Raw genomic sequence first — 21027 nt, 5'->3', positions numbered from 1 at the left:
TAATTGTGTCAGCAATCCTGCTCGGACGCCGACTCGACGACAGGTCTGCGTTTCACTCTCACCCGGGAGATACGGCGGACGTCGAGCTCGGTGACGGTCAGCTCGAAACCCGGCACCTCCACCTTCTCACCGACCGCGGGGACGTGCCCGAGCACCGCCATCACGAAACCGCCCAGCGTCTCGTACGGTCCGCTGGGCAGCTTGATGCCGGTCTCGGCGGCGAAGTCGTTGAGGTTGGTCAGCCCGTCGATCTCGATCTCGCCGGCCGGGAGGACGACCGTGTCGCCCTCCACGTCGTACTCGTCCCTGATGTCGCCGATCAGCTCCTCGACCAGGTCCTCGAGCGTGACGATGCCGGCCGTGCCGCCGTACTCGTCGACCACGATGGCCAGGTGGTGTCCCTCGTCGCGCATCTCCGACAGGGTGGTGAGCACCCGTTTGGAGGCCGGCACGAACTTGACCGGCCGGATCGGCACCAGCTCGCTGATCGGCTCGATGCGGCCGGTGAGCACCGGGTCGAGCAGGTCGCGCACGTGCACGAACCCGATGACCTCGTCGTAGGACTCGCGGTAGACCGGGAAGCGCGAGTGGGGCAGCGCCGCCGCCAGCACCGCCGCCTCGGCCAGCGGGGTGTCGGCCTCCATGAACTCCACCTCGGTCCGCGGCAGCATGACCTCGCGCAGCTGGCGCTTGCCGGCGGCGAAGACCTCGGCGATCAGGTGGCGCTCGTCGGCCGTGAGGTCGGTGTGGCCGACCACCATGTCGCGCAGCTCCTCGGTGGTCACCTCTTCGGTGTCGGCCTGCGGGTTGCCGCCCAGCAGCCTGACCACGCCGTCGGTCGACTTCGACAGCGCCCAGATGATGGGCCGCGACAGGGCGGCGATCCGGTCCAGGAAGGGCGCCACGACCAGCGCGAAGCCCTCGGCCCGCTGCCGGGCCAGCCGCTTGGGCGCCAGCTCGCCGAGCACCAGCGACACGTACGAGATCGCCAGCGTGACCAGGACGAGCGCGAGCACGTCGGCGATCGCGGGCGGCGCTCCCCACCGCTCCAGCGCGGGTGCGAGCTGCATGCCGAGCCGGTCGGCGCCGAACGCGGCCGACAGCATGGTGGCGACCGTCACCCCGATCTGCACGGCCGACAGGAACCGGTTGGGGTCGCGGGCGAGCTTGACCACCCGCTCTCCCCGGCGGCCGTGCTGGGCGAGCTTGCGGACCTGACTCTCGCGCAGGCTGACCATCGCCATCTCGGCGCCCGCGAAGAAACCGCCGACCAGAATGAAGAGCAGAACCAGGGCGATGTTGGCCGCGAGGGTGTCAAACATGGTGGTTGGCAGCGTACTCAACGCCTTTCCCCCGTATGCTGAACGGCAAGCCGTACAAAATCGAACATATTCCAACAGGGGTGAACATGAGACTGCTGGTGACCGGGGGTGCCGGCTACGTCGGCAGTGTCGTCGCGGCGCAGCTCGTCGAGGCGGGCCACGAGGTGACCGTGCTCGACGACCTGTCGACCGGGCACGCCGACGCGGTGCCGGAGGGGGCGCGGTTCGTCCAGAGGTCGATCACCGAGCCCGGCGACACGCTGGCGGGCGTCGACGCGGTGCTGCACTTCGCGGCCAAGTCGCTGGTCGGCGAGTCGGTGGAGCGGCCCGGGCTCTACTGGTCGCACAACCTCGGCGGCACACTGGCGCTGCTGGAGGCGATGCGCGAGCAGGGCGTGCGCCGGATCGTGTTCTCCTCCACCGCGGCCACCTACGGCGAGCCGGAGCGCTCCCCCATCCTGGAGACCGACCCGACCCGGCCCACCAACCCCTACGGGGCCTCCAAGCTGGCCGTCGACACCGCGCTCGGCGCCTACGCCGGACTGCGCGGGCTCGGGGCCGTCAGCCTGCGTTACTTCAACGTGGCCGGGGCCTACGGCCGCTACCGCGAACGGCACGCGATCGAAACCCATCTCATCCCCAACGTGCTCAAGGTCGCCACCGGCGCGCGTGAGTCGGTGAGCGTCTTCGGCACCGACTACCCCACGGCCGACGGAACGTGCGTGCGCGACTACATCCATGTGGCCGACCTGGCCCGCGCCCACCTGCTGGCGCTGGAGGCGATCTCCGAGGGGCAGCACAAGATCTACAACCTCGGCAGCGGCGCCGGTTTCTCCGTCCAGGAGGTGATCTCCGTCTGCCGCGAGGTCACCGGCCACGAGATCCCCGCCGTCGTCGGCCCGCGGCGCGCCGGCGACCCCGCCGAGCTGGTCGCCTCCTCGGCGAAGATCCAGCGTGAGCTGGGTTGGAAGGCCGAGCGGCCGTCGCTGCGGGACATCGTCTCCGATGCCTGGGCAGCGCTTTCCGGCAAATGAGGTATACGGCCCAGCGATATGTGCTCTGATACCCAAATGTGAGGAGCTTTTCACCAAGGGTCACGAAGGTGCTCTTCGCCGTCCTCGTCGTGCTGGGCAGCCTGAGCGTCGGCGGAGCCGTGGTCTTCGTCACCCCGACCCCGGCTCCGGCGGCGGAACCCCACGCCCCCTGCCCGGGAACGGAAAGCCCCGGCTGACCGGTCTACGGTCAGCTCGGGGCCGGGGTGGTGCGCCCGGCTCGCGGCCGGGGTGGTGCGATCGGCTCGCGGCCGGGGTGGTGCGATCGGCTCAGGGTCGGATCGCGCGGTCGGCTCGCGGCCGGGTCGCGCGGGATCTAGATGAGGCCGAGCGACTTGACCGCGTCGCGCTCCTCGATCAGCTCGCCGACGCTGGCGTCGATGCGCTCGCGGGAGAAGGCGTCGATGTCGAGGCCCTGGATGATCTCGAACCTGCCGTCCACCGCGCGCACCGGGAACGACGAGATGAGACCCTCCGGCACCCCGTAGGAGCCGTCGGAGACCACCGCGGCGGAGGTCCAGTCGGTGCCGTTGACCCAGTCGTAGACGTGGTCGATCGCGGCGTTGGCGGCCGAGGCCGCGGACGAGGCGCCGCGCGCCTCGATGATGGCGGCGCCGCGCTTGGCCACGGTCGGGATGAACGTGTCGCGCAGCCACTCGCCGTCGACCTGCTCGGCCGCGACCTTGCCACCCACCTCGGCGTGGTAGAGGTCGGGATACTGCGTGGCGGAGTGGTTGCCCCAGATCGTCATGTGCTTGATCTCGGTGACCGAAACCTGCAGCTTGGCGGCGAGCTGCGACAACGCGCGGTTGTGGTCGAGGCGGGTCATCGCGGTGAAGCGCTCGGCCGGGACGTCCGGCGCGTTCCGCTGGGCGATCAGCGCGTTGGTGTTGGCGGGGTTGCCGACGACCAGGACCCTGATGTCGTCGGCGGCGTGGTCGTTGATCGCCTTGCCCTGCGGGCCGAAGATGCCGCCGTTGGCCCCGAGCAGGTCGCCGCGCTCCATGCCGGCCTTGCGCGGCATGGCGCCGACCAGCAGGGCGACGTTGGCGCCAGCGAAGGCCACGTTGGGGTCGTCGGTGATCTCGATGCCGGACAGCAGCGGGAAAGCGCAGTCGTCGAGCTCCATGGCGGTGCCCTCGGCAGCCTTCACCGCCTGGGGGATCTCCAGCAGGCTCAGCTTGACCGGCACGTTCGCGCCCAGCAGCTGGCCCGACGCGATGCGGAACAGCAGCGCGTAGCCGATCTGACCGGCGGCTCCGGTGACGGTCACCTTTACGGGCGTGGCCATGGCCTTCCCCTAACTCGCGGGATGTTCAGTTGACTTTCGGATGTTACCCGCTCGTCATCCGCAGGGTTCCATCGCGGGCACCTTCAGCTCCGGAGCGAAGTCGACCTTGGCGAACTGCCTGGTGAGGAGCTGTTTCATGGCACCCGAGCGGTAGAGGTCGGCGATCACCGCCTTGACCGCCTTGCAGGTCTTCGCGTCGCCCCGCTTGATGCCGACGGCGTATCGCTCGTCGGTGAGCTTGGCTCCGAGGATCTTGTAGCGGAGGTTCTCGCGGCCGGCGAACCCGGCCAGGATGAGGTCGTCGCCGGGCACCGCGTCGACCTGGCCGCTCCTCAGAAGGTCCATGCACTGGGCGTAGTCGCCGGCCGGCACCGGCTCCACCCGCACCCTGGCCTGCACCCTGCCGACCGACGGGCTGTCGGGGGCGCAGATCTTGCGGCCCTTGAGGTCGGCGAGCGAGTCGACGCCGGCGCCGTCGCGTACCAGGAGGTCCTGGTGGGCCAGGTAGTAGGGGCCGGCGAACTCGACGTCGCTCTTGTCGATGGAGTAGGTGGCCAGCACCAGATCGACCCTGCCGTCCGCCAGCGTCTCGGCCCTGTCGCCGCGCGAGACCCTGACGAACTCCGTCTCCTTGGCGCCCAGCGCGGTGGCGATCCGCCTGGCCAGGTCGACGTCGAACCCCTCGAAGCCGCCGTTGCGCTCCAACCCGATGCCCGGCAGGTCACCCTTCACGCCGATCACCAGCTTGCCGGTGGTCGCCACCTTGTCCACCACGCTGGTGAACGGGCCCGCCACGACCGACTTCGAGCCGTCCGTCACCCCGGGAGGCGGCCCACCGCCGAACGCCCGCTGCGGCCAGCCGTTGGCCACGGCCACGACCACGGCGCCGGCGATCAGGAGCAGCGTGGTGGCCAGGGCTGCCCACCACACCCGCCTACGGGGCCGCCGCTCCCCCGGCGCCAAGGACCCGGCCTCCGTGCCGGGCGTCACCGCCGCCTCGGTGCGCGCCGCCCAGGTGACCGGCCCACCGGCATCCTCGGACACGCCGGCCCCCGCCGTCCGCGGGCCCCGCTCGGACGTCTCGACCCCCTGGCCAGACGTCCCGGAGCCGTGGTGAGACATTCCGGAGCCCTGCTGAAACGTTCCGGAATCTTGTGAGAACATCGCGGACTCTTGCTGAGGCGTCCCGGTGCCCTGCGAATACGTCCCGGCCGGGCGGTGTTCGATCCGGCTCGCGGAGACCCGCTTGAAGGGCGTGGTGTCGTCGCTTGCCACCTGGACACCCCGGGTGAGCACGGCGGTGGACGCGCCGGCCGACTCGGGCTGGCCGAGCAGCCGCAGCAGGATCTGGTCGGCGGAGGGCCGCTCGTCGGGCGCCTTGGCCAGCGCCGACCGCACGACGCCGCGCAACGGCTCCGGCATCATGCTGACGTCGACCTCGTGGTTGAGGATCCGGTTGAGCACCACGGCGATCGAGTTGCCCTCGAAGGCGACCTGTCCGCTCGCCGCGAACGCGATGGTCGCGCCCCACGCGAACACGTCCGTGTAGGGCCCGATGTCGTCTCCGGCGATCTGCTCGGGCGCCATGTAGGCGGGAGTGCCGATCGCCCGGCTGGTGATCGTCCCGGTGGAGTCGATGATCCGGGCGATCCCGAAGTCGACCACCCGTGGCCCGTCGGCGGCGATCAGCACGTTGTCCGGCTTGAAGTCGCGGTGCACGATCGAGGCGTGGTGGATCGCGGTGAGCGCGGTGGCGGTGCCGATCGCCAGCCGGTCGAGCGCCGTGCCCCGCAGCGGCCCGTCGTCGTCGACGATGTCGCGCAGCGCCCGCCCGTCGATGTACTCGCTGGCGATGTACGGCGTGTCACCGTCGAGGTCGGCCTCGATGACCCGGGCCGTGCAGAACGACGCCACCCGCTGCGCCGCCTTCAGCTCGCGGGCGAAGCGCGACCTGGCGATGGTGTCACCGCTGAACTTGATGTGCAACAGCTTGATGGCGGCCTGCTCGCCCTGCTCGTTGACGCCCAGGTAGACGATGCCCTGACCGCCCTCCCCGATCCGTCCGGACAGCCTGAACGACCCCAGCTCGCCGGGGTCGCCGGCAACCAGCGGCGAGATCTGCGGCATTCGTATTCCCCACATGTGCACATTGCCCGACCAGGCAAACTTTACGACGCCCAGGAAGTCATCAGTGAACTGTTAACCGTTCGTGACGTCACGTTTTGTTGCCCGCCTGTCAAGAATGATGACGCACACCTCCCATTTCGCCAGAACCACGCATCGCGAGGAGCTTCAGAAAAATGGACCGCGCATATGACATCGTGCTGTTCGGAGCGAGCGGGTTCACCGGTGCCCTTACCGCCGCCTACCTGGCGAAAAACGCCGGGCCGGAGGTGCGGTGGGCACTCGCCGGCCGCAACCGCGCCAAGCTGGAAGGTCTCGGAATCGACGCGCCGATCCTGGTCGCCGACGCCACCGACCCGGCCTCGCTGGCCGAGGTCGCGCGTCAGGCCCGCGTCGTCGTCACGACCGTCGGCCCCTACCTCAAGTACGGCGAGCCGCTGGTGGCCGCCTGCGCGGAGGCGGGCACACACTACCTCGACCTCACCGGAGAGCCCGAGTTCGTGGACCGCGTCCACGTCCGCTACCACGCCATGGCCCAGCGGACCGGCGCCAAGATCGTTCACGCGTGCGGCTTCGACTCCATCCCCTACGACCTCGGCGTGCTCTACACGGTCAACCAGTTGCCCGAGGGAGTCCCGCTCAGGATCAGCGGCTTCCTGCGGGCCAGCCTGCGAATGTCCGGCGGCACCCTGCACTCGGGCCTGACGATCTTCTCCCGCCCGCTCCAGATGATCGCGGCGGGCACCCAGCGCCGCTCGGCCGAGCCCGGGCCCCGGGGGCGCAGGATCAGCTCCCGGGCGGGCGGCCTGCGCTACGTGGGCGGCTGGGCGCTGCCGATGCCCAGCCTCGACCCTCAGGTCGTCGGCTACTCGGCCCGCCTCCTCGACAGGTACGGCCCCGATTTCGAGTACCGCCAGTACTACGCGGTCAGGCGTCTCCCGGCCGCGATCTCGGCCGTGGTGGGGGCCGGCGCGCTGGTCACGCTGGCCCAGCTCCCCCCGGCCCGCGACTGGCTGATGAGCCGCCTCCAGCCGGGTGAGGGGCCCTCGCCGGAGCAGCGCGCGAAGAGCTGGTTCAACGTCACCTTCCTCGGCGAGGGCGGGGGCGACCGCGTCATCACCGAGGTCACGGGCGGCGACCCGGGCTACGACGAGACCGCCAAGATGCTCGCCGAGTCGGCTCTCTGCCTGGCCTTCGACGACGTCCCCGAGCGGGCGGGCCAGCTCACCACGGCGAGCGCCATGGGCACGCACCTCATCGACCGCCTCGACCGGGCGGGCATCAGATTCCGGACCCGCACAGCGACCCGATCGTGAATTCCTGCCAGGGTCGCCCGATCTCGTCCACGGCGGCGGTGACGGCCGTGACCCCCCACCAGCGATCGACCTCGACCACGATAGGAGCGATCTCCGAGCCGGCGACATCACAGTCGGTGATGTCAAGGCCAAAAGTCAGGTCGAGCCGTCCGCCGGCCGGAATCGAGTAGGGGAATCGGCCGCCGCGGTCGACGGTCACCGAGTCGAGCGTGAAGCCGTCGGCCCGGACGCCGACCCCGGTGACCGTGATGGGGAGCCACCCGTCGTTGACGAAGCCCATTCGCGCTTCGGCACGCGCCTGCCCCATTCCGCCGTTCTCGTCGCTGGTCCAGGACCAGCCACCACCGCCTCCGCCTAGGTGACAGGCGGGGTACGATCACGCCGCTCGAGCGGCCGGCTCCCGCGAGGAGTGTGACGATCACGAGCACGCACAGCACCTTGACCATGCGCCGGACGTCACGACCGGAGGCCATGCCCGCCTTGGTGTCGAGCCGCTCCCACACGTCATCCCGGATCACTCGCCCTCCGCCCCGCGTTTCCGAATTCTGCTACTTTTTCCGGCGTGACGAAAGCATATTCTTGTTAGTAATCGCGTTCCTGGCCTGCTTGACATTCGCCGTTCCGCTCGCGTTGTCAAGTGTGAACACACCAATGGACCGCGCGGTCGCGGACCGGTTCGCCCATCGCCACCTGGTGGATTTCAGCGTTTTCAACGGCGACCGGATCCTGCGTTATCTGCAGGTGACGCGCCGATCCCGCTGGCTGGGCGCGGCAGCGGGACTGGCTTTCTGCTTCGCCACCATCACGCAGGACACGTTTTTCCTCAGCCCCTACTTCCCTGTCGCCGGATGGCTCCTCGGCGCAATGGCGGCCGAAATCGGATTCGCCCGGTCCAGGGCGCGGGGGCGCCGTCCCCTCGGCATCGGCTCGCCCCTCCGGGGCTCACTTTCCTGTGGTGGCCGGCGGCCGCGATCTCCTGTGCCGTCGGCACCACGTGGCTCACCCGGCAGTACTTCCAGCCTGTCCACCGCGCGGGCGCAGCACCTGACCGGCCCTCTGGCCGACAAGGCCGTACCCGAGCCCACCCTCTCCTACGACGGCCGCCACGTGAGCCTCACCACGGCCACCGGCGTCGAGCTGATCGACACCCGCACCGACACCCGATCGCTCCTCCCGGGCGTGCGCCATGTCCTCGGCCTCGGCCCGGACGGCGGCGGCGTGGCCACGACCGGGCGTCGCGCGCTGGCCGGCTCGCCCGACACCGAGCTCGTCACGTTCGACCGCCATGGCGGCATCCGGACCCGCGTGCCCTTCGACCCCACCCTGAGCGCGCGGCCGTCCCCCGACGGGCGCACGCTGGCGATCGTCGCGCTCGACGAGATCGTGACCATGGATCCCGGCACGGGCGAGGTCCGCGGGCGCGCCCGCCTGCGCCTCCCTGCGCACCACGACACCCCCGAACCGCTGGGCTGGGACGAGGAGGGCCGCCTGCTGGTCAGGATCGCCCCGGACGACTCGGAGAAAGGCGCCTACCACCTCGTCGATCCGGCCACGGGTAAGAGCCGGCGGGTCAGGGACATCCCCGACGACCTCCGGAACCCGGTGTTCGGCAGGGTCCCGTCCGGCGAGGGCTCATGAGGAGCCCATGGCTCTACGCCGTCGTCGCGCTGGCGCTCCTGGCCGCCGCGTGGGTCACCGCTCCCTGCGAGCCGAGCCGCCGCCCCAGTTCGTCCGCACGGCGACGGAGCAGCGCGCGTCCGCTCCCGCCGCGCACAAGCTCACCGGACCGACGCCCGCCCCCATCCGGTACGCGTACGCGCCCTCCTGCGAAGGCACCGACGCGTGCGATCACTGGATCCTGGTGTCGGCCCGCGGCGAGCGCCGGTGGCTGCCCGACGCCGGAGACGGTGGTTCCCTGACGCTCAGCCCGGACGGCCTGCGCGCGGCCCACTGGAGCGCCACGGCAGGCAGGTTCGTCGTCCTCGATCTGAAGGCGGAAACGACCAGGACTCTCCCGGTGAAAGGGGAGGACTCCATCGGTGAGCTGTTGGGAGGCCGGCCCCCGCTGCTCTCCCTCGACGGCCGCCACCTGCTCGTCCAGAGCGACCACCTGGACAAGAACGACGAGGTGGTGCTGGAGCGGCCGCTGATCGTGGACATCGAGCGGGGCACCGTGACCCGCCTGCCCGGCGGCGAGACGGTCGTCGGCTGGACGGCGGCCGGGCTCGCCCTCGTGCGCGAGCGGAGCACGGACCGCCTGCCCGGGCATGTCTCCACGGCGTCGTTCGTCATTCGCTCACCCCGTGGCGAGGTCATCCGGCGGATCGTCCTGCCGGGCAACCTGGCGAAGGACCTGTTCTCCCCTTCGGGACGCACACTGGCCACGCTGGCCAGGGAGATCGCCCCCGACGGCGTGGTCACCACGGGTGTCGTCCTGGTCGGCACGTCGAAGGGGCACCCCGCACGCACGGTCGTGCCGCGGCAGCCGACCGGCCGGCAGATCGCGGAGATCCTGCGCTGGGAGGGCGAGAACGCGCTCGTGGTCAGGACGGCCGACGCCAGGAACAACGGCGCCTACCATCTGCTCGATCCGACGGACGGAGCCATGCGCCCGATCGAGATCAGCACCCCGGACGTGGTCGACCTGCCGCTGAACCCGATGGAAACCGCGCTGGTGCTGGGCAGCGTCCGTTAGTACGCCAGCTAGTACGGCAGGGCCCAGGTCTTGTACGAGGTGCGCAGGAACGGGTTCTTGAACTTGGGATAGGCGACCGTGCTGACGTCGCCGTCAGAGGTGTAGACCATGTCCGGGTTGCTCTTCAGCCAGTCGAGCCAGGCCGTGGAGCAGAACTGGGTGCAGTCGCCCTTCTTGTCCATGGCGCGGATGCGCGGGATGCCCAGCGGCTCGAACGACTTGCTGAACGGCGACGGCGACGGCGTGTAGCCGGCCAGGAAGACGCCGCTGTGCTTGTAGGTCGTGTCGTGGAACTTGCCGCGCGCGGCCCACTCCTTGGTGCTCGGCTGGTTGCCGTACGGCAGGGCGATCGTGACCGGTTTGACGGCGGCGAGGGCGCCGATCTCCTGGGCGATGCTGCCGATCTGCTCCATGACCTCCTCGCGTGACCGCCCGCGCAGGTTGATGTGGTCGCGCGTGTGGTTGCCGATGTCGAAGCCGTTGTTCTTGAGCCACTGCAGCGTCTGCGCCTGCTCCTCCTTGCCGATCTTGCCGAACATGTCGCGGGTCACGTAGAACGTCGCCACCGGCCGGAAGCCGGGATTCTTGGCCGCCACGTCCTGCAGGATCGCGATCGCCGTGTCGGGCTTGACCTGGCCCATCTCGTCCAGCGTGAGCTGCGAGGGCGAGGAGTCGTCGAAGGTGAGCACGACGGGGTGCTTGCCCGCCGGGATGTCGATCTTCCCGGTGACGAACTCGGCCGCGGTGACCGGCACGTACCCGTCACGGACCAGTCGTTCGAGGTCCGAGCGGAACTGCTCGGGAGTGCGGTCGTCGGTGGTCGACGGGTTCTTGATGACCCGGTGGAACATCAGCACGGGCACCTGTCCGAGCTCGTTGGCCTTGGCCTTGGCCGCGGCGGCGACCTTGGCCGCCTGCGCCTTCTGGACCTTGGCCGCCGTGTCGGCCTTGGTGCTCTTGGCCTGAATGACCGGCTCGTCGCCGCAGCCGCTCACGATCGCGGCGACCGCGACCAAACCGACCCCAGTCATCAAACGCAGTCGCATCCGAACCCCCCCGAGACGCGCACGACTGTTACGGGAAGGCTCCTACCCAGTTGATCAACTGCGCCACGCCCGCCGCCCGCCAAGAGATGTCCCGGACAGCGAAAAGGGCCGCCCTCAGGCGGCCCCTTCACAGCGGATGATCAAGCCGTCTTCTTCTTGAGGGACTGTGACGCCGCCACGCCGACGTGGAGTACGTGCGTCGGTCAGCACCATGGTGTGGCAGCACGCAGTCCGTCCTCGCACAGGGCGACTTCGGCGCTCCGCGGCCAGATCCTGGCCCGCCTGACGTCCGATTCACCGGCCGCTGCTGCTCAGTCGTGCCTCCTGCTTGGCGATCAGCCGACGGTAATCGGACGCTCGAAGAAGGTCTCCAGCACGACGATCGCCTGCGTGCCAGAGACGCCCGGAATGTCGTAGATTCGGCGCAATACGTCCTGCAACTGCTCGGTCGTCGGGGTGCGGACCTTCAGCAAAACCGAGGCGGCACCGGCGATGACGTGCGCCTCCTGTACTTCAGGCAGGGCGGCGAAGGCCGCTGCCGAGTCGCCCATCCAGGCGTTCGAGTCGACCATGACGTAGGACAGCACTCCCAGGCCCAGGGCCTTCGGGTCCACGTCCACGGTCGTGACGCGGATCGCCCCCCGCTCGCGCAGTTTCCGCACCCGCTCGTGAACGGCACCCGCAGACAGGCCGACGCTCTGCCCCAGTGCGGCGTAGGACTGTGTCGCGTCTCGCTGCAACTGTGCGATCAGCGCACGGTCAATCTGATCCATGTTCAGTGCAACCTTGTCATAGCCTGATAATATTCGGTACAACTATCATATGACTGAAGGGAAGTTGACGATAGGCCGATTCCGGGCGGAGTTCCAGACGCTCGACGAGCGGTTCACCGGTTATGACGGAGACACTCATGTTGAGGTGCTCCATAGCGGAAGCAGGAAGACCGAAGGTCCCGCCTACTTCCCGGCCGGCCGCTATCTGGTGTGGAGCGACATCCCCAACGACCGCCTGCTGCGCTGGGATGAGACCACCGGCACGGTCGGGGTCTTCCGCTGCCCGTCAGGCAACGCCAACGGCAACACCGTCGATCGCGAGGGGCGGCTGATCACCTGCGAGCAGGGCGCCCGCCGCGTCACGCGGACCGAGCACAACGGCGATATCACTGTCCTGGCCGACGACTACCGGGGCAAGAGGCTCAACAGCCCCAACGACGTCGTGGTCAAGTCAGACGGCTCCATCTGGTTCACCGATCCCCGGTACGGGATCACCGGCTACTACGAGGGCGCACCCGCCGAGAGCGAGATCGGCGCGGACCACGTCTACCGCCTTGACCCAGGCACAGGGGAACCGACCGTCGTCGCCGACGACTTCGTCCGCCCCAACGGCCTGGCCTTCTCCCTCGACGAGTCGCAACTCTACGTCGTCGACACCCGCAAGCGGCACCTGCGAGTGTTCGACGTCGCCGGCGACAGTCTCAAGGGTGGCAGGGTGTTCGCGGAAGCCTGGTTCGACGGCATACGGCTCGACTGCTACGGACGGATCTGGGCCGCGGCCCTCGACGGGCTGCACTGCTACGACCCCGACGGCACGTTGATCGGCAAGCTGCTGCTGCCCGAGGCAGCCAGCAACCTGACCTTCGGCGGCATCAGGCGAAACAACCTGTTCATCACCAACTCGGCCGGGGATCTCTACTCCATCCGCGTGACCTTCGCAGGCGCGAAGTGAACCCTCCTCGCTTGATCACTGGCTGTCGGTCCAGTTGCGCCTGTGGTCCCCGCCCGGCGGCGCGTGCCGACCCTGCCGGAACTCGGCGTCCCACCGAGAGAATCTTCGCGGTGCCCCATCGCCGACGCGATCAGGGCGCACCCGCAACGCTTCCCGCCGGTCGAGATCACCCTTCCCTGGGGGAACGCGAACGGAGCGCAGGTGACCCGACACCTGATCTTCACTCAGGAGAGCGGCGACGTACGCCGCCCGAGCTAACGACGTCCACTGAGACCGCGCTCGTGCAAGCGGGCGCCCGCTCCGACGCCGTGACGGCCCACAGACGGCCCAGGCATGCGAAACGGCCCCTACCTTGCGGTAAAACCGCAGGTGGAGGCCGTGTTCGACTAGGCCGACATCTTCTTCTTGAGGTTCTCGTCCAGCGCGGCCAGGAAGTCCTGGGTGGTCAGCCACTTGGCGTCGCCGCCGACCAGGAGCGCGAGGTCCTTGGTCATCTGACCGCTCTCGACGGTCTCGACGCAGACCCGCTCGAGGGTGTCGGCGAACTCGGTCACCGCGGGGGTGTTGTCGAGCTTGCCCCGGTGGGCGAGGCCACGCGTCCACGCGAAGATCGACGCGATCGGGTTGGTGGAGGTGGGGTTGCCCTTCTGGTGCTCGCGGTAGTGACGGGTCACGGTGCCGTGAGCGGCCTCGGCCTCGACGGTGCGGCCGTCAGGCGTCATCAGCACGGAGGTCATCAGACCGAGCGAGCCGAAGCCCTGCGCGACGGTGTCGGACTGGACGTCGCCGTCGTAGTTCTTGCACGCCCAGACGTAGCCGCCCTCCCACTTGAGCGCCGCGGCGACCATGTCGTCGATGAGGCGGTGCTCGTAGGTGATGCCGGCCTTCTCGAAGTCGGCCTTGAACTCGGTCTCGTAGACCTCGGCGAAGATGTCCTTGAACCGGCCGTCGTAGGCCTTGAGGATCGTGTTCTTGGTCGAGAGGTAGACGGGGTAGTCGCGGGCGAGGCCGTAACGCATGGAGGCGCGGGCGAAGTCGCGGATCGACTCGTCCAGGTTGTACATCGCCATCGCGACGCCGCTGCCCGGGAAGTCGTAGACGTCGAGCTCGATCGGCTCGGTGCCGTCCTTGGGGGTGAACGTCAGCGTGAGCTTGCCCTCGCCGGGGATCTTCAGGTCGGTGGCGCGATACTGGTCGCCGAAGGCGTGGCGGCCGACGACGATCGGCTTGGTCCAGCCGGGCACGAGCCTCGGCACGTTGGACATGATGATCGGCTCGCGGAAGATGACGCCGCCCAGGATGTTGCGGATGGTCCCGTTGGGGGACTTCCACATCTTCTTCAGGCCGAACTCCTCGACCCGGGCCTCGTCGGGGGTGATGGTGGCGCACTTGACGCCGACACCGTACTTCCTGATGGCATTAGCGGCGTCGATCGTGACCTGGTCGTCCGTGGCGTCGCGGTGCTCGATGCCGAGGTCGTAGTACTTCAGGTCGACGTCGAGGTAGGGAAGGATCAGCTGGTCCTTGATGAACTGCCAGATGATCCGGGTCATCTCGTCGCCGTCAAGCTCGACGACCGGACCCTCCACCTTGATCTTGGGCATGCGAATGGTTCCCCTTCAATGAATCGATGCTTTGAGGCTATCGGACCGCCTCATCAACGTGCGAAAAGGGACATCAATAGCCCCTTGAGCGCGTTGTTCTCCAGCAGGAGAGAGGTCAGGACGAGCACGAAGCCGAAGACGCCGAGCGTGACGGAGTCGGCTCGCCTGCTGCGGACGGCGAGTTGCCCGCCGTAGCCGGAGAAGCGGAGCGCGGCGCCGACCATCACGACGGCGCCGAGGGTGAACCCACCCCACCGCGGGTCCACCAGGAAGGTCACGGCAACGGCGACGACCGCACCCGCCAGGATCAGCGGGTACGGTCCCCAGCTCTCAGAGCTACGGCTCAACGCCCTGCTCGTTCTCGCTCATCGCTCCTCGATGGGCTTCCACTTCTGGTCACGCTCTCCGATGTATTCGCTGTCGGGGCGAATCAGGCGGTTGTCGGCATGCTGCTCGATCACGTGGGCCGTCCATCCGGACATGCGGCTGATCGAGAATACCGGCGTGAACAGGTCTGTCGGTATGCCGAGGTAGTGATAGACCGATGCGGCGTAGAAGTCGACGTTCGGATAGAGGCCCTTCGTCTCGAAGACGACCTCCTCCATCTCCTTGGACATCCGGAAGTAGGTGTCGTCGCCGGTCGACTCCGCCAGCTCCTGCGACATCCTGCGCAGGTGCGTGGCCCGCGGGTCCTCGGTCTTGTAGACGCGGTGCCCGAAGCCCATGATCTTCTCGCCGGCGGCCAGTTTGTCGCGCACGGCCTGGGCCACGCCCGTGGGCGAGATCGACTCGAGGGTCTTCATGACCTGCTCGTTGGCGCCGCCGTGCAGCGGGCCCTTGAGGGTGCCGATGGCGGCCACGATGGCGGAGTGCATGTCCGACAGGGTCGCCGCGCAGACCCGGGCGGCGAAGGTGGAGGCGTTCATGGTGTGGTCGGCGTGCAACACCAGGCAGGTGTCGAAGATGTCGACCTCGCGCTGGGCGGGGGTGCGCCCGGTCACCTGCAGGAGGAAGTTCGCCGCGATGCTGAGGGCGGGGTCGGGGTCGGGGACGTCGCCGCCGGTGCGGGCGGCGTGATAGCGGGCGACCAGCAGGGGCTGCTGTGCGGTCAGCCGCGCGGCCTTGCGCAGGTTGGCCTCGGGGGCGATGGAGTCTTTGTCGGGGTCGTCGGCGCCGGAGAGGGAGACCAGCGAGCGCAGCGCCTCCATCGGCTTCTGCTTCTCGGCGATCTCTCCGATGTTGGCGGAGACGAGCGCGCCGAGCTCTCGTCCGCGCACCAGCTCGGCGCCGTAGGTCTCGAGCTCCTCGCTGTTCGGCAGCTTGCCGCGCTGGAGCAGATGGGCTGTCTCTTCGAACGTTGTTCGGCCGGCCAGGTCGTGGATGTCGTATCCACGATAGAAGAGCCGGCCGGCCTTCCCGTCGATGTCGCTGAGCGCTGTGGACGCGGCCACGACGTCGGCCAGGCCTTTCGTGGGCTTGTCCGCCACTACTTGGGGGCCGCCGCCTCCCGAGGCCCCCTCGCCTGAGGAATTCTGTTTCATGATGTTTCCTCCGCTTTTCTTCGCTGGAAGTCTACCTGTGAGCAGGCAAAACCGTCCGCAAAGGTCCAGACCAATTTCATGCGGGATTCTGCTTATGGCAAAGGAGATTCCGCATCCCCTCGGTTGGGTAAGCCGGAGCTGTAGTAATAGTTACGGCGGGCTACCTGGGGAGGAACTGCCGTGGAGGGGCCGTTCATACGCATCGAGGACACCGGCGAGGTGGTCCCGTTGCGCCCCGAGATCACGACGGTGGGGAGGGGCCGCGGTGTCGACATCCGGCTGACCGATCCGAGTGTGTCTCGACTCCATGCCGAGTTCGTCAGGCGAGGACCCTACCTGTATGTCGTTGACCTGGGCCTGTCCCGCAACGGCACGCGGGTGAATGGCAGGCCGATCGCCCGGAGGGTCCTTGACGACGGCGATGTCGTCTCCTTCGGAGCGGCACGCGGTCGCATCGGCGGGATTCCTCGCGAGGACTTCACGCCCGAAGTCGAACTCCGCAGGGCGGCGGCGCCCGAGCTGACCAGACGCGAGGTCGACGTGCTGACCTCGCTCTGCAGGCCGGCGCTGTCGGACGAGGCGTTCGTGGCGCCGGCGACCGCACGCGAGATCGCCGACGACCTGGTCGTGACCGAAGCCGCGGTGAAGCAGCATCTGCTGCGGCTCTATCAGAAGTTCCGGATCCCGGAGGGCACCAACCGGCGCACGCGGCTGGCCAACGAGGTCGTCGCGCTGGGCCTGGTGCGCCCGACCCCTGTGGTGCCACCACAGCGGACAGGCGCCACTCCGGCCGAGCAGCAGGCATCGGCGGCTGGACGCAGGGCTTCCTAGCGAGCGGATCGCGACCGGGGCCACGGCGAGGGGTTCCGGCAGTGTGAGCCGTCCGGAACCCAACGTCATCGGCTGATGAGGCATGCCCGCACGCGCACCGTGCCGGTCTCCCGGCAAGGGCGTCGGTGTCGTCGTGCCCGCGAACCCGGGCACGACGGTGCCCGGGTTCGCGATCGTGTTCGTCCGGCTAGATGACGCGGAAGCCGTTGCTCGGCTCGCTGGTGCGGTTGGCCCGGTCGACCGCCACCGCGTAGTAGTGGTCACCCCACTTGCCCTCCGGGTCCAGCCAGCGGATCTGCCGGTCACCGGGGACGACCGCGACCAGGTTGCGAGCGTCGGCGAACGCGGCCGAGGAGGCCCGTTCCGGGAAGCGGAAGATGGCGAACTGGAACGGCTCGTTCTGGCCGGTCGCCACGGCGCGCACCTCGACCCCGCCGGAGCGGCGCAGCGCGTAGGCGATCGCGGGCCGCCGCGGAGGCTCGCCGCCGGCCAGCCGGGGCAGCACCGGCGCGAGCGCGGGGCGCGTGTAGTGGTCGTTGACGGCCGTGCTGATCGAGGCGATCCGGTCGGCGCGCAGGTCGTTGGCGTTGTACCAGATGTCGCCCGAGATCTGCGGGTGGTTCCGGTTGAGCGTGAGGTGCTTGGACAGTTCGGCCGGATTCTGCCACTCCGCCGCCTGGGCGGGGTCGCCCGCCTTGTACGCCGCCTGGCCGATCCACAGCAGCGTGCCGGTGCCGTCGGCGACGTCCGACCACCACGGGACGAGCTTGGAGTAGTCGGCCGGCGGCTGCCCGATGTACCAGTAGAGCTGCGGCGCGATGTAGTCGAGCCAGCCCTTCTTCACCCAGCCGCGGGTGTCGGCGTGCAGGTTGTCGTAGGACTGCCCGCCGTTGGTCTCGGAGCCGAGCGGGTCGGTGCCCTTGTTGCGCCAGATGCCCGACGGGCTGATGCCCCAGGCGGTCTCCGGCTTGACCTCGCGGACCCGCTGCTGCATCTCCGAGACCATCAGGTCGACGTTGTGCCGCCGCCAGGTGGCCAGGTCGGGGAAGCCCGCGCCGTGCTCGGCGAACGCGGCGCTGTCGTCGAAGGCCGTGGTGTTGGTCGGGTAGAAGTAGTCGTCGAAGTGCAGGCCGTCGATGTCGTAGCGGATGAGCGCGTCGAGCATGGCGTCCTGGCAGAACTTGCGGACCTCGGGCATGCCCGGGTTGTAGTAGAGCTTGCCGCCGAACGGCAGGATCCAGTCGGGGTGCTTGCGGCCGGGGTGGTCGGGGTGCAGCTGCGCCGGATTGGCCTGCATGGAGACCCGGTAGGGGTTGAACCACGCGTGGAAGGCCAGGCCGCGCTTGTGGGTCTCCTCCACGGCGAACCCGAGCGGGTCGTAACCGGGGTCCTGCCCCTGGGTGCCGGTCAGCCAGTGTGACCACGGCTCGAAGGGTGACGGCCAGAACGCGTCGGCGGTCGGCCTGATCTGCACGAACACCGAGTTGAGCTTGCGCTGCTGGGCCAGGTCCAGCCAGGCGAGGTATTCGGCCTTCTGCTCCTCGACCGTGAGCCCCTGCTTCGACGGCCAGTTGATGTTGACGACCGAGGCGATCCACATGCCGCGCATCTGGCGCAGCGGCGGGACGTGGTCGGCGGCGGCGAAAGCGGGCAGCGGCACGGCCGATGCGGCGGCGGCGAGGGCGAGACCCTTTAAAACGGTCCTTCTGCTGGGCATGGGGGGTGGCCTCTCGGAAGTGGTTGTGTCCAGGGCGACGATGGCAGAAAATTACCTTCGGATCAATAATGGTGAAGGAAAATGCCGAACGACCGATCGGGGTGAGGTCATCATCGAACACCGCCTCTTGGTCATGAGGCCGACCGAGGAGGTCTCATGACGGCTGACCTGCGCCGACTCGCGCTGGCGGTGCTCCAGCCCGGCTACGAGGGCACCACGCCCCCCGACTGGCTGCGCAGGGCCCTGGGCGAGGGGCTCGGCGGCGCGGTGCTGTTCGCCCGCAACGAACCGGGAGCGGGGCACGTCCGGGAGCTGCGGGCGGAGCACCCCGGGGTCGTCGTCGCGATCGACGAGGAGGGCGGCACGGTCACCAGGCTGGAGGTCGAGAACGGGAGCTCCTTCCCCGGCAACCGCGCGCTCGGCGTGGTCGACGACGTGACGCTGACCGAGCGGGTGGGGCGCCAGATCGGCCGGATGCTCGCCGAGGCCGACATCACCCTCGACTACGCGCCGTCGGCGGACGTCAACTCCAACCCGGCCAACCCGGTGATCGGCGTCCGCTCGTTCGGTCCCACCGCCGATCTCGTCGCCCGCCACACCGTCGCCTACATCGCCGGGGTCCAGGGCGCCGGGGTCGCCGCGTGCGCCAAGCACTTCCCCGGCCACGGTGACACGATCACCGACTCGCACCTGGCCCTGCCGGCCGTGCACGCCTCCCGTGAACTGCTGGCCGAACGCGACCTGCCGCCGTTCCGCGCCGCCATCGAGGCCGGGGTCCAGTCGATCATGTGCGGTCATCTGCTGATCCCCGCGCTCGATCCCGGCACGCCCTCGACATTCAGCCGGGCCATCCTGACCGAGCTCCTCAGGGGCGAACTCGGCTTCGAGGGCATGCTGGTCACGGACGCGATCGAGATGGAGGCCGTGGCGGCGATGTTCCCGCCCGGCGAGATCGCGGTGCGGGCGCTCGGCGCGGGCGCCGACGCCATCTGCGTGGGCCTGTCGACCGAGGAGAGCCTGCGCGAGATCACCGGCGCCATCGTGGCGGCGGTGCGCGAGGGCGTCCTGGCCGAGGAGCGCCTCGCCGAGGCGGCCGCGCGGGTGCGCGCGGTCTCCGACTGGTACGCCGGTCAGGCGGCGCGGCGCGCGAAGGCCGTGGCCGACGCCGATCCCGGCGTGGGCCTCGACGCCGCCCGCGCCGCGCTGACCACGACCGGCACCGCCAGGCTGACCGAGCCGCCGCTGGTCGTGGAGGTCAACACGCGTTTCAGCAAGGCCGTCGACCCGGCGACGCCGACCGGCATCACCGCGGCGCTCGCCGCCCTGCTGCCCGGCACCGAGCGGGTGCAACTGGAGCCGGGAGGCGACCTGCCCCCGCTGGGCGGACGGGCATCCGTAGGCGAGCGGCCGGTCGTGCTGGTGGTGCACGACGCCGCCCGCCATCCGTGGGTGCGCGACAGGGTGGCGGAGGCCGTCCGGCTGCGGCCCGACACGATCGTGGTCGACACCGGCATCCCCGACGCGCCCTCGGGGGCCGCCCACCTCGCCACGCACGGGGTGTCCCGCGTCTCGGCGCGGGCGGCCGCCGAATGGCTGACGCGATGACCGACCGGGTCCCCGAACCCGCCAACCCCGTCGCGGCGGTGCGGGCGGTGCTGCCGTCGCTCACCCCAGCGGCCCAGGCCATCGCCCGCATCATCCTGGCCGACCCGAGGCTGGTCGTGCGGAGCACGATCACCGAGTTCAGCGCGGTGTCGGGCACCAGCGAGGCGACGGTCGTCCGCACGGCCCGGGCGCTCGGCTTCGCCGGCTACTCTCAGCTGCGCTTCGCGCTGGCGGCTGCCGTGGCCAAGGAGCCCGAGCGGCTGGTGCCCGGCGACCTCGGCCCCGACGACCCGCTCACGGACGTGATCGCCAAGGTGGCGCGGGCCGAGTCGGAGGCGCTCGCCGACACGGCCGCCCAGCTCGACCCGGACAAGCTCGGCGAGGTGGTGCAAGCCATCGCCGCCGCCCGCCGCGTGGACGTGTACGGCGTCGCGGCCTCGGGTCTGGTGGCCGCCGACATGTCGCAGAAGCTGCTGCGGATCGGCCTGTCGAGCCATCCGTTCAGCGACGCCCACCTCGCCCTGACCAGCGCCGCCCTGCTCCACGACGGTGACGTGGCGGTGGGCATCAGCTGCGGCGGCGAGACGCCCGACGTGCTGGTCCCGGCCCGTACCGCGGCCGAGGCCGGCGCCCTGGTGGTGGCGATCACCAACAACCCGCGCTCCTCGCTGGCGGAGCTGGCCGACCACACGCTGGTGTCGGCGGGCCGCGAGACCGCCTTCCGCCCGGGGGCGCTGGCCAGCCGGATCAGCCAGTTGCTGATCGTCGACTGCCTCTTCGTCGGCCTGGCCCAGCGCACGTACGACAAGGCCGACGCCGCCATCCGCGCCACCCGGGAGGCGACCGACCGCTACCGGCGCCGCTGACGCAGTGCTCCGGACCGGCGCGATCTTCCACGGCGGCTGGACGGCCCGTCGCCGGGCATCCTGACCCGGGGCGTGCTGAAGGGGCTCGCGCCGGCCGGCCTGGCGCCGACGGGTATCGTGCACATAAATGATCAGACTGTGGACGATGAGGCGGTCCCGCCCTTCGGAGGCGTGGGCGGCTCCGGCGCCGGCGTGCGGTTCGGCGGCTCCGGGGCCGGCGTCGAGGCGTCCACCGAGACGCAGTGGGTCACCCTGCGAGGAGACATCGCGGCCCATCCCTGCTAGATGTCGC

General features: G+C 69.6%; 20 protein-coding genes. 10 read left to right on the top strand and 10 right to left on the bottom strand.

The genetic code is table 11. The features are described from left to right. Positions 1-8: 8 nt before the first annotated feature. Entirely contained in the window at positions 9-1322 is a 1314-nt protein-coding gene (locus AB0C16_RS12815) for a hemolysin family protein (protein ID WP_357681955.1), read from the bottom strand. An 86-nt stretch (positions 1323-1408) separates the two neighbouring features. Here AB0C16_RS12815 and galE point away from each other — a divergent pair, with 86 nt between their 5' ends. Next, complete coding sequence (galE, locus tag AB0C16_RS12810) at positions 1409-2356, top strand: UDP-glucose 4-epimerase GalE (protein WP_357681953.1); 948 nt, start codon at positions 1409-1411, stop codon at positions 2354-2356. A 68-nt stretch (positions 2357-2424) separates the two neighbouring features. Beyond that, a complete protein-coding gene (locus AB0C16_RS12805) occupies positions 2425-2553 on the top strand; it encodes a hypothetical protein (RefSeq protein ID WP_357681951.1) in 129 nt (42 codons plus the stop codon). 137 nt (positions 2554-2690) lie between these two features. Here AB0C16_RS12805 and AB0C16_RS12800 read toward each other — a convergent pair whose 3' ends face one another. Both AB0C16_RS12800 and AB0C16_RS12795 read right to left on the bottom strand, forming a co-directional pair. Beyond that, entirely contained in the window at positions 2691-3665 is a 975-nt protein-coding gene (locus AB0C16_RS12800; RefSeq protein WP_357681949.1) for a malate dehydrogenase, read from the bottom strand. Positions 3666-3719: 54 nt separating this feature from the next. Then, a complete protein-coding gene (locus tag AB0C16_RS12795; protein WP_357681947.1) occupies positions 3720-5792 on the bottom strand; it encodes a serine/threonine-protein kinase in 2073 nt (690 codons plus the stop codon). A gap of 173 nt (positions 5793-5965) precedes the next feature. Between AB0C16_RS12795 and AB0C16_RS12790 the strand changes: the two genes are divergently transcribed. Then, on the top strand, positions 5966-7105 hold the full coding sequence (locus tag AB0C16_RS12790; protein ID WP_357681945.1) for a saccharopine dehydrogenase NADP-binding domain-containing protein: 1140 nt from the start codon (positions 5966-5968) through the stop codon (positions 7103-7105). Here the strand turns inward: AB0C16_RS12790 and AB0C16_RS12785 are convergent. Continuing rightward, positions 7071-7412 carry a hypothetical protein gene (locus tag AB0C16_RS12785; protein ID WP_357681943.1) on the bottom strand — a complete coding sequence of 114 codons (342 nt, stop codon included), beginning with the start codon at positions 7410-7412 and terminating at the stop codon, positions 7071-7073. The genes AB0C16_RS12790 and AB0C16_RS12785 overlap by 35 nt on opposite strands. 332 nt (positions 7413-7744) lie before the next feature. Here AB0C16_RS12785 and AB0C16_RS12780 point away from each other — a divergent pair, with 332 nt between their 5' ends. Next, entirely contained in the window at positions 7745-8743 is a 999-nt protein-coding gene (locus tag AB0C16_RS12780; RefSeq protein WP_357681941.1) for a hypothetical protein, read from the top strand. Between the two features lie 49 nt (positions 8744-8792). Next, positions 8793-9800, top strand: coding sequence for a hypothetical protein (locus AB0C16_RS12775; protein ID WP_357681939.1), 1008 nt, complete (start codon positions 8793-8795; stop codon positions 9798-9800). A gap of 8 nt (positions 9801-9808) precedes the next feature. On the opposite strand, the gene AB0C16_RS12770 is transcribed toward AB0C16_RS12775, so the two are convergent. Together AB0C16_RS12770 and AB0C16_RS12765 are read right to left on the bottom strand one after the other, a co-directional pair. Next, on the bottom strand, positions 9809-10831 hold the full coding sequence (locus AB0C16_RS12770) for a polysaccharide deacetylase family protein (protein WP_357681937.1): 1023 nt from the start codon (positions 10829-10831) through the stop codon (positions 9809-9811). A gap of 350 nt (positions 10832-11181) precedes the next feature. Then, the gene (locus AB0C16_RS12765; protein WP_357681935.1) at positions 11182-11619 is read right to left on the bottom strand and encodes an Lrp/AsnC family transcriptional regulator; all 438 of its coding nucleotides are present in this window, start codon (positions 11617-11619) and stop codon (positions 11182-11184) included. Between the two features lie 49 nt (positions 11620-11668). Between AB0C16_RS12765 and AB0C16_RS12760 the strand changes: the two genes are divergently transcribed. Further along, a complete protein-coding gene (locus tag AB0C16_RS12760) occupies positions 11669-12571 on the top strand; it encodes an SMP-30/gluconolactonase/LRE family protein (RefSeq protein WP_357681933.1) in 903 nt (300 codons plus the stop codon). Between the two features lie 386 nt (positions 12572-12957). Here AB0C16_RS12760 and AB0C16_RS12755 read toward each other — a convergent pair whose 3' ends face one another. From AB0C16_RS12755 to AB0C16_RS12745, 3 genes are read right to left on the bottom strand one after another with little or no spacing between them, the layout of a single operon-like run. After that, positions 12958-14175: an NADP-dependent isocitrate dehydrogenase gene (locus tag AB0C16_RS12755; RefSeq protein ID WP_357681931.1), complete on the bottom strand. Its 1218-nt coding sequence runs from the start codon at positions 14173-14175 to the stop codon at positions 12958-12960. Between the two features lie 53 nt (positions 14176-14228). After that, entirely contained in the window at positions 14229-14522 is a 294-nt protein-coding gene (locus AB0C16_RS12750) for a DUF3017 domain-containing protein (protein ID WP_357681929.1), read from the bottom strand. An 18-nt stretch (positions 14523-14540) separates the two neighbouring features. Then, positions 14541-15716 (bottom strand): citrate/2-methylcitrate synthase, encoded by a 1176-nt coding sequence (locus AB0C16_RS12745; RefSeq protein WP_357681927.1) that lies wholly within the window; start codon positions 15714-15716, stop codon positions 14541-14543. A gap of 180 nt (positions 15717-15896) precedes the next feature. On the opposite strand from AB0C16_RS12745, the gene AB0C16_RS12740 reads away from it, so the two are divergent. Continuing rightward, positions 15897-16547: an FHA domain-containing protein gene (locus tag AB0C16_RS12740; RefSeq protein WP_357681925.1), complete on the top strand. Its 651-nt coding sequence runs from the start codon at positions 15897-15899 to the stop codon at positions 16545-16547. Positions 16548-16734: 187 nt separating this feature from the next. Here the strand turns inward: AB0C16_RS12740 and AB0C16_RS12735 are convergent, their stop codons facing one another. Beyond that, a complete protein-coding gene (locus AB0C16_RS12735) occupies positions 16735-18264 on the bottom strand; it encodes a family 10 glycosylhydrolase (RefSeq protein ID WP_357681923.1) in 1530 nt (509 codons plus the stop codon). A 156-nt stretch (positions 18265-18420) separates the two neighbouring features. Here AB0C16_RS12735 and AB0C16_RS12730 point away from each other — a divergent pair, with 156 nt between their 5' ends. The 3 genes from AB0C16_RS12730 (at position 18421) to AB0C16_RS12720 (ending at position 21020) form a co-directional block, all read left to right on the top strand. After that, on the top strand, positions 18421-19869 hold the full coding sequence (locus tag AB0C16_RS12730; protein WP_357681921.1) for a glycoside hydrolase family 3 N-terminal domain-containing protein: 1449 nt from the start codon (positions 18421-18423) through the stop codon (positions 19867-19869). Further along, positions 19866-20735, top strand: coding sequence for a MurR/RpiR family transcriptional regulator (locus AB0C16_RS12725; protein ID WP_357681919.1), 870 nt, complete (start codon positions 19866-19868; stop codon positions 20733-20735). The genes AB0C16_RS12730 and AB0C16_RS12725 overlap by 4 nt, the downstream gene beginning before the upstream one ends. Before the next feature lie 72 nt (positions 20736-20807). Beyond that, the gene (locus tag AB0C16_RS12720; protein WP_357681917.1) at positions 20808-21020 is read left to right on the top strand and encodes an aldehyde dehydrogenase family protein; all 213 of its coding nucleotides are present in this window, start codon (positions 20808-20810) and stop codon (positions 21018-21020) included. The last annotated feature ends 7 nt before the right edge of the window (positions 21021-21027 follow it).

The sequence above is a fragment of the Nonomuraea sp. NPDC048916 genome, assembly GCF_040649575.1.
Taxonomy (GTDB): Bacteria; Actinomycetota; Actinomycetes; order Streptosporangiales; family Streptosporangiaceae; genus Nonomuraea.
This window is presented reverse-complemented; position numbering and strand designations above follow the sequence as displayed.